Source organism: Mesorhizobium sp. Arg314 (assembly GCF_053714275.1).
Genome location: NZ_JBSKBP010000095.1, coordinates 1 through 8,346, shown reverse-complemented (window position 1 = coordinate 8,346; position 8,346 = coordinate 1). Strand labels below are relative to the sequence as shown.

General features: G+C 59.4%; 5 protein-coding genes and 3 pseudogenes. 4 read left to right on the top strand and 4 right to left on the bottom strand.

Going from position 1 to position 8,346, the window contains the following annotated elements; all coding sequences use genetic code 11:
* The first annotated feature begins 95 nt into the window (after nt 1–95).
* Entirely contained in the window at nt 96–647 is a 552-nt protein-coding gene (locus ACWGS9_RS33510) for a hypothetical protein (RefSeq protein ID WP_454509239.1), read from the top strand.
* A gap of 567 nt (nt 648–1,214) precedes the next feature.
* Here ACWGS9_RS33510 and ACWGS9_RS33505 read toward each other — a convergent pair.
* On the bottom strand, nt 1,215–1,388 hold the full coding sequence (locus ACWGS9_RS33505; RefSeq protein WP_454509238.1) for a hypothetical protein: 174 nt from the start codon (nt 1,386–1,388) through the stop codon (nt 1,215–1,217).
* Between the two features lie 82 nt (nt 1,389–1,470).
* On the opposite strand from ACWGS9_RS33505, the gene ACWGS9_RS33500 reads away from it, so the two are divergent.
* Nucleotides 1,471–2,208 (top strand): TIM44-like domain-containing protein, encoded by a 738-nt coding sequence (locus ACWGS9_RS33500; RefSeq protein WP_454509237.1) that lies wholly within the window; start codon nt 1,471–1,473, stop codon nt 2,206–2,208.
* Nucleotides 2,209–2,944: 736 nt separating this feature from the next.
* Here ACWGS9_RS33500 and ACWGS9_RS33495 read toward each other — a convergent pair.
* Nucleotides 2,945–4,587 (bottom strand): annotated as a pseudogene (locus ACWGS9_RS33495) (MFS transporter).
* A gap of 888 nt (nt 4,588–5,475) precedes the next feature.
* Here ACWGS9_RS33495 and ACWGS9_RS33490 point away from each other — a divergent pair.
* Nucleotides 5,476–5,929, top strand: a pseudogene (locus tag ACWGS9_RS33490) (aminotransferase class III-fold pyridoxal phosphate-dependent enzyme); the annotation flags it as partial.
* Between the two features lie 122 nt (nt 5,930–6,051).
* Here ACWGS9_RS33490 and panC read toward each other — a convergent pair.
* Nucleotides 6,052–6,933 carry a pantoate--beta-alanine ligase gene (gene panC, locus ACWGS9_RS33485; RefSeq protein ID WP_454509236.1) on the bottom strand — a complete coding sequence of 294 codons (882 nt, stop codon included), beginning with the start codon at nt 6,931–6,933 and terminating at the stop codon, nt 6,052–6,054.
* Complete coding sequence (gene panB, locus ACWGS9_RS33480) at nt 6,930–7,775, bottom strand: 3-methyl-2-oxobutanoate hydroxymethyltransferase (protein ID WP_454509240.1); 846 nt, start codon at nt 7,773–7,775, stop codon at nt 6,930–6,932. The genes panC and panB overlap by 4 nt, the downstream gene beginning before the upstream one ends.
* A 421-nt stretch (nt 7,776–8,196) precedes the next feature.
* Here panB and ACWGS9_RS33475 point away from each other — a divergent pair.
* Nucleotides 8,197–8,346, top strand: a pseudogene (locus tag ACWGS9_RS33475) (7-cyano-7-deazaguanine synthase); the annotation flags it as partial.

The window sequence follows — 8,346 nt, the reverse complement described above, 5'->3', positions numbered from 1 at the left end:
CAATCAGGAAGGCAGAACGACATTCTTCTTTACCGACAATGGTAAGGAAACAATGACTGAGCGGAGCGCGCCGGCGCGTACTCTGATGTCGGTGCGTGAAAACTTCCTCAGTGCATCGTCAAACAGTCATCCACTGGATAGCTGTCCTCGGTGGTGTCTACGATCCGCTTCAAGGCCTGCCAGGATTTCAGAAATGGCTTTGCGCCCATCTGGATCAGATCGAAACCGTCATTGAGCCGGAAGAGCTGACTGAACATGCCGGCGAGCAGAAGGTGCAGCAGATTAATGACGAGGTCCAGGCGAATTTCGATAGAGAAGCTGAGAAGCACCGAGACATGCCATCTCGACTTATCTATATAGACATGCCTTTGGGCCGATATCCAAACGCTATTCAGGGAAATCGAAAAATATCTGACGCTGAAACCGGGAACGCGCCAGCTGGAATTTCAGCTAATAGCCGAGTTCCTCTGACCGGAGGTTTCGCGCCTCGCAGTGAAAGCGCGAAGGCCAACCAGGCGAGCTTCACGATTTCAGGTCGCCGGTCCTGGGCCGGGCAGCGGCGGGTTGCTCAAGCGGCGTTGAAGTATACGGTGACAGCTGAGATCATGGCGCGTCGGGTTGAAAAGCGTCGCGTCAGGCGGTTATAGAAATCCTTGGAATATTCGATTGAAATCAGCTGACGTCGGCTCGACGCCCCTTTCCAGAATGGCTTTGGTGATCACCCCTGTTCCTGCGCCAAGCTCAAGCAACGAGTGCTGGCCTGATCACACTGGCCATACGGCGCGCGGCATGACAAGAAGTCGGCCCGAGTGCGCCAACTCCTCGTTTGTCCTTTTGCCAGCACCTTAGGAGTTGGACTTCTTCGTCGAATTTTTTGCCGAGGTGCTCCTTCAACCGAAGACCATATCCACTCCCCTGCTACGGCTACTTGTCTGCGTCGCTTACGTGCCAGGACAAGTGGCCTCATCGATTCGCGGGCGACTATGTCCGATCAAGCGTAGCGGGGTTGCCGGGTCCTAAAAATCGGTAAGGGCAGATTACCTGCGCGCATCTCTCATCTCTGGACATGACACTCAGGCGTTTGTCCATTTCTTTGCGCCAGTCTTACGGTTTTGTAATCTGGACGGACGCGGCTTGAATCGCCTTCATTGTATTTCCATCTTCGAGGCACTTTGCACCGCCCGAGGCGAAAATACCGCTCATCCTCCACGTCGTCAGGCCTTGAAAATGATTAAGCCCTTCAGATTTCTCTCGATGCTGTTGATATTGACGACGGCCTTTGGAATTTTGTCGGTCAATCCGTCGGAGGCACGCAGAGGCGGCAGCTTCGGCAGCCGCGGAAGCCGGACATACCAGGCGCCGGCCCCTACCGCCACTGCACCGTCCACGACGCCAGTTCAGCGCTCGATGACGCCAGTTCAGCGCTCGATGACGCCAAACAGGCCAGGTCCAGCGTCACCGGTGCAGCCATTGCCTGTTCAGACGCGACCGAGTTTCTGGAGCAGGTTTGGCGGGGGGCTCGTTGGCGGTCTCATTGGCGGGCTGATCTTCAATGGCATCTTTGGAATGCTGTTTGGCCATGGATTTGGCGGCTTGGGTGGCGGCTTTAGCTTCATCCTCCAGCTGCTGCTGATTGGCGGGCTCATCATGCTGGCGATGCGTTTTTACAACAGAACCAACGGCTCTGCCGCTGCAGCCGGAAGCGGCCAACAAAACTATGGAACAGGAGCGCCAGCCTACACAGCGCCCGCCGCCGGCGCCGCGGCGGCAGCCTATGGCGCATCCAACACGGACGAAATCGGTATCACCCAAAGCGACCTTTCCACCTTCGAACGTCTTCTCGCGGACGTCCAGGCGGCGTTCACCCGCGAGGACCATCAGGGGCTGCGCCGGCTGACGACGCCAGAAATGGTTTCCTACCTCTCCGAAGAGTTGGCCGACAACGCGACTAAGGGATTGAAGAACGAGGTATCAAATCTTCGATTCCTCAACGGTGAAGTCGCCGAAGCATGGCGGGAGGGTACGCGCGACTATGCGACCGTGGCGCTTCATTGGTCGGCTGTTGATGTCACGCGCAATCGTCAGACGTCCGCGATAGAAGATGGCGATCCCGTCAATCCGGTCGAGACGACGGAGCTATGGACCTTTACCCATGAGGCTGGAGGACAGTGGCTCCTGTCCGCCATTCAGGACGTCACAAAGCCATAGGCATCATTTTTGCGGAGCCCGAATTTGTGCGGTTTGGGAAATGTTCCGACTTCTGAAGCGTTGCCAGTGTAACGGATGGCGGATTGCAATGCGGACGCTTCAGAAATTCCTCGGTCTCATCTTCATCATCGCCTTTTTTCGTGGTCGCGACCGGGGCGCTGGCGCAGGGCCGCCAAAAACGCCTTGCTTTCGTCTCCGCGCAACGCAAAGAAGTTCACGAGCGCTTCACCCGGTTCGAGAAGATCGGATACCTGCGGCGGCGCCCAAGGCGGCAATTTGGCGACGCGTCGTGACGTTGCTCGGCTCGTAATCCAGCCTGCCGTGACAACGACCGGCAATCGCGCGCGATAATTGACATCCTCGGTTCCTTCCCCAGTCCGCCCTTCGAACGATCACCCCGCGGCACAGGGCCTTCGTTCAGAACCGGGCACGGCGTTCAGACATGGATCTGCGATCCGCAGGCGCCATAGACCAACCGCTGCGCTCGCAAATGGCTTCCGTGAGACGCCGATCCATTGTCCATCGAGCATCGCGACCTTCACCAGGTGTGCCGATACTGTCAGCCAATCGGTGAACGCGCTACCCCGCCTCAGCCACATAGTCGCACTTTGGCAAGAACTCACAACCATTTAATGCGACGCTCGTGCTACTGGTGCGAGCCTCCCGCGCCAAGGCACTTCCGTCAACCGCACGCCGGAAAGACACCCGGCGCATAGAGGCTTCCCTAAAGCGCATCTCATTTGTGCGATACATAGGCCATCGGCGAATAAGATTTGCGCGCTGCGCCGGCAGGCCGCTCGACCAAGATGTTTGTTCGCGGCGGGGTCGTTATTGCAGTAAGTTTCAGGAGTGCCTGCTCCAGTTCCTTATCCGCCTCCGTGAGGCGGTGATGGAGACGATGATAGTCTGTCCACGTTGGAGTACGATACGCCTCGACCCATCGTGATGGCTGCTGAACGTCGCGCGTGAGTGTCCATTGCCGCGCGCCAACGCGGCTTTGGACGTAGCGGCGCTTCTGCATGATTTCGAGGAATTGGTCCACGTCCTCCTCCAGGATCGCATATTCCGTTGTGACAAGGATGGGGCCGCTTCGTGGTTTCAGATCAAGTGCCACGGCCGGCGCGCAGAAGCCTCCAGAAGGTTCGAGTTCCGATTCGGAACGATTGCTGATCGGCAATTTGAAGCCGAGAGCCGCGACCCCCAGCGTTGCGACGAAGGACCAGGCCATGGCCGAGGGGAGCGAGTAATTTTGGACGACGGCGCCCCAAAACCAGCTGCCGGCGGCGATACCGCCATAGGTGAACGCGCTATAGATTGAGATCGTGCGTCCAACGATCCAGCGCGGGCTTGCCAGTTGCACGTTCACGCCAAGTCCCGACCATGCCGTTACCCAGCCTGCGCCGCCAAGGGCAAGGCAGATCGTCGTGATGGCAAGCGACGACGTCAGCGCAAGTGAGATCTCACATAGGGCGCATGCAATGCAGGCGAGGACCACCAACCGTTCCTGAGTGAGCGTTCGCCTGAGAGTCGGGTTCATGAGCCCGGCCGAAAGTGCGCCGGCGCCGAAGCCGCCCATCATGATGCCGTAGGCGACTGGACCGCCCTTCAGGATGTCGCGGGCAACCAGCGGCAGCAGGGCAAGTGTGGAGGTGCTTGCAAACCCAAACAGGGTCCCGCGGACGATCGTCGACTTGATTTCCGAGGAGATGGCAGTGAAGCGCAGACCATCGTAGATGGCTGTCATCAGCGCTTCGCGCGGCAGAGATGAAGTGTGGACCTTCCACTTATTGCGCCATAAAGCAGTGAGAGGCGCAGCGAAGCCCAGGGTAGTGAGGGCGAATGTGACGAGAGGCCCAAACGCGGCAACAATGATGCCGCCCAGCGCGGGGCCGACACTGCGCACGGTGTTGAATCCAACATTGAGCAGCGTGATGGCCGCCGGCAGATGGCGGCGCTCCAGTATGTCGCCGATTGAGGCTCGCCAGGCGGGATCGCTGAGAGCGATACCGCAACCATCGAGAAAGCTGAAGGCGAGAATCATCCATGGATCATGGATGCCAAAGGCCATGAGGATCGTCAGCATCGCAGAGGCGGCCATCATCAGGCTTCTACCGACGATCATCACCATGCGACGGCTATAGTTGTCAGCAATGGCTCCGACGAACACCGCGAGAAAAAAGCCGGCAAGGTCGACGAGGCCTGCACCAGGGCCACCAAAACGTCCGAGCTGGAAACGGTGGCCATGAGCCAGCCGAGCGCCACCGTTTGCATCAGCCAGCCGAGGCTAGAAAGCTGAGATGCCAGAAAGATCGAACGAAAGGTCGGATTTTTCAGCGGGGCCAGCAACCCCGTGGATGCGTTTTCTTCGGTCGAAGGCATGACGATCAATCTCTCCTCGACAAGGAGCTCAAGCTCGTTGTCGCGGGTAGCATCCGTTGCGAGTGGCCTGCTGGGGGGAGCTTGGGCTTGCGTTTCTTAGCGTTACTTGCCGGCGATCGAAAGTGTTTTGGATTGAACAGCAGAGACATTGATGTGAACAGCCGGCGGCATCGGTTTCCTGATCGTCTCAATTTTGATGAGCCGCTCCCCCAGACGCAAATGCATATAGCATGCCCGAAGGGCGGTCTGGTGCGTCAGGTCTCTTTCATCTCGGGCCAGTTGACGACATCGACGCCGTCCGCAAGGCTCGTAATCTCTTCTACGATGTAGGTTGCACGCTTCATGAAAATGGAACTGTTGAAATCCTCCGCATTCGACCGTTCTCTCCAACCTACTTTACCCTCAACTTGCGGAAGGCGCCTAGCGATCATCGCAGAACGTATTGGGCGGACGGTGACCCTTCAAGGGCTGCAGCAATAGTCCCCTTGTGGCCCTGCAGCTTCCCAGTTTGGGCCGACCCGCACCAATTGCGGAGGATTCGAAACGGTGAGAGCACCCGTTCAGCGCTCTTTCGCCACCTGTGGGCGCGATACAAAGGGCACAGGCTGAACTTCGCTGCCGGGGCCCGCGCTTGTCGACCGCTCGATAGAAAGTGCGAGATGAGGATAAGACTCACTGCCCTGCAGAGCGGCATGGCGCTCGGCTACCTCAGCCACGGTTTGCCGATGGTTCGACGAGGCAAAGCTGTCACCAATGTCCGACGCCGTGCGTTACGGGGCGACAACCTCGAACGGCAGGCGGGAAGACACATAAATGAGCCTCACCGAGATCACGCAGGCGACGATCGCCTTCATTCGAAGGCACGAAGCCTGGGACGTACCCCTGGTGCTTGCGACGACGCTTGCCACTGATCAAATCTTCCGTGGGCATTTCTCCAGGGATCGCGCCAAGACCTTCTTCGAGCTCCTACACTGCGAACCCGATCGCTTGCGCGGCGGCATTGGCGAATGTGGCCATTTGGAAGGATGACCCCGTGGCGGAGCGTGCGGCAGCCCTGTCGCGGATGCAAGCGGAGAAGGTTGCGCGGTTTAACGGGGATCCCCGTTTCGACAATGTCCGCACCCCCGGCACCATCGCCGCGCTCGACCTGCGCGTCGGCAGTGCCGGCTATCTGGCCGAGGTAGGCCCAAGGCTGCACGCCTTCTTGCTCGAGCGCGGATTGCTGGTAAGACCGCTCGGCATCATCTACGTGTTACCGCCTTATTGCGTGATATCGGACAAACTCGACGAACTCTACGGGACAATAGACGACGCAGCCGAGCTTGCGAGTGACGGCATATGAACCGCACGGCGCGCATCAAAGGGCCCTGGCCATCCCCGTCACTGTGGCGCCCGTCTGACAGGCAACGTGCGGAGCGCCAAGCGTGTCTTGATGCCAGCGCGTTCCTGCCACTTCCTCTCGATTCAGGCGGCGGCTTGATGCAACACATCGGGACGCGGCAACGCCACCTGGAGATTGTCGATCAGCCGCGTCTGGCCAAGCCAGGCAGCGACAAGCAGTCGCGCTGGTCGATCTAATGTGACGATTGAGGCAAGGTCGCTATCCGCGCGCAGCTCAAGATACTCGACCTTGGAGAAGCCGGCGGCGAGGATCGCCTCTCGGCCGACAGTCAGCACATGCTCTACAGATTCTCCTGAACTCAGCTGCCTAGCAGTTTGGACCAGTATTTCAGCCAGCCGAGGCGCCCTTTGGCGCTCAGCCAAAGACAGGCGCGCGTTGCGCGACGACAATGCCAGGCCATCGGCCTCGCGGACCGTCGGGCCAGCGATGATCTTGATTGGGATATCGAGGTCACGGACAAGCTGGCACACGACGTGAAGTTGCTGAAAATCCTTCTCGCCGAAAAAAGCCAGATCGGCCCCACTCTGCAGAAGAAGCTTCGTGACCACGGTCGCAACGCCATCGAAGTGGCCGGGACGAAACGTGCCGCAGAGCCCGTCGCTCAGACCGCCGACCGAAACTGTGGTCGCGAAGCCCGGCGGATATATGTCGGCCGCATCAGGAGCATAAAGAATATCGGCGCCAACAGATGCGAGCTTGGCGGCGTCATCGTGTTCCGTGCGCGGATAGGCAGCCAGGTCACCGGCATTGTTGAATTGCCTCGGGTTGACGAACAGTGTCACGATCACCCGATCAGACTTGGCCAGCGCGGCCCGCACGAGGCTGAGATGACCCTCATGCAGTGCGCCCATGGTTGGCACAACGGCGATCCTTAGGCCCTCGCGGCGCCAGGCAGCAACGATGCTACGCAATTCGGAGACGATCCGGACGATCGCGGTGCTCATGCGCCTTCTCCTCCACTGACTGTGCCCGGCTCAGGGCCGAAGACGTGAGCGGCGGCTGGAAAGCAGCGCTCGCGCACCTCCTTTGCGTATGCCGCGATCGCTGCCTCGGCGTCCTTTCCGAGCTCTGCATAGCGTTTGACGAATCGTGGCCGGAAGGCGCCAAACAAGCCGAGCATGTCATCGACAACCAAGATCTGACCATCGCAGGCCGGCGATGCGCCGATACCGATTGTGGGGATCGCAGTTTCCTCTGTAATCAGCCGAGCAAGAGCTTCCGGTATCTTCTCGAGCACGACGGCGAACGCGCCAGCGTCGGCCACCGCCATTGCATCGCGCAGGATCCGTTCGGCATCCTCGCCTCGTCCCTGGATGTGATAACCGCCAAAAGCATTGACAGCCTGCGGCGTCAGTCCGACATGGCCCATCACGGGTATGCCGCGTCCGGTCAGAAATCGGACCGTTTCCGCGACGCTTTCGCCGCCTTCGAGCTTGACCGCCGTCGCCCCGGTTTCGGCCATAACCAGGGCCGCATTGCGGAATGCCTGCGCGGGGCTTTCCTCGTAAGAGCCAAAGGGCATGTCCACGACCATCAGGGCGCTTTGAAGCCCGCGCCGCACCGCCTTGCCATGAAGGATCATCATTTCGAGCGTGACGCGAAGCGTCGTAGGCATGCCGTGCAACACCATGCCGACGCTGTCGCCGACCAGCACCAGGTCGCAATAGCCGTCAACTAGCTTGGCGACAGGCGTTGTATAGGCCGTCAAGCAAACAAGCGGCGTCTTCCCCTTCCGCGCCGCGATATCCGGGGCGGTTAATGCCTTCGATCCTCCGGTTGCGCTCACCAGGTTTTTCTCCTTCCCCTGCGTCAGCGGATGGAAGCATGTGCCACATTTTTGTGCAGTTGCGAAGAGAAAATTTGCAGTGCACAACAGTTTGCCGGCGACATTCATGGAAACAATCAGTTCGGCGACCCTGCGCGCAATTCTGCGCCGCCAGTTCGGCAAGCATTTCTCTGTGAGGTCCGCTGCCCCGCTCAGCAGCTGCATAGTGGAGCCGGCGGTCGACGAGGATCAAGCGGGCAACCATTGCCCGCGCACTTGTCATTGACATCGGCGCAACACTGGCTATTCGTTGCGCCGCAAGGCGGAGGACGCCTTGCTGTCCGCTTCGCGCATGACTCTCGTTCGTGCGTGATCCGCAAAACGTCTATCGGCACCTGAGCCGATCCGGTCGCAGCCTACCCGGTCAAAACAAGGAAGCCGGATGAAGACTATCGTTATCTGTTCGGGCGGATTGGATTCCGTCACGCTCGCCTACAAGGTCGCGGGCGAAAGCGCCTCACCCGCCTCCTGTCGTTTGACTACGGCCAGCGCCATAAGAAGGAGCTGGACTTCGCGCGCAGCTGCGCCATGC

Bases quoted from the DNA above. Each gene is read 5' to 3' on its own strand.
- panC (WP_454509236.1), bottom strand. From the start codon at position 6,933: ATGAGCACCGCGATCGTCCGGATCGTCTCCGAATTGCGTAGCATCGTT.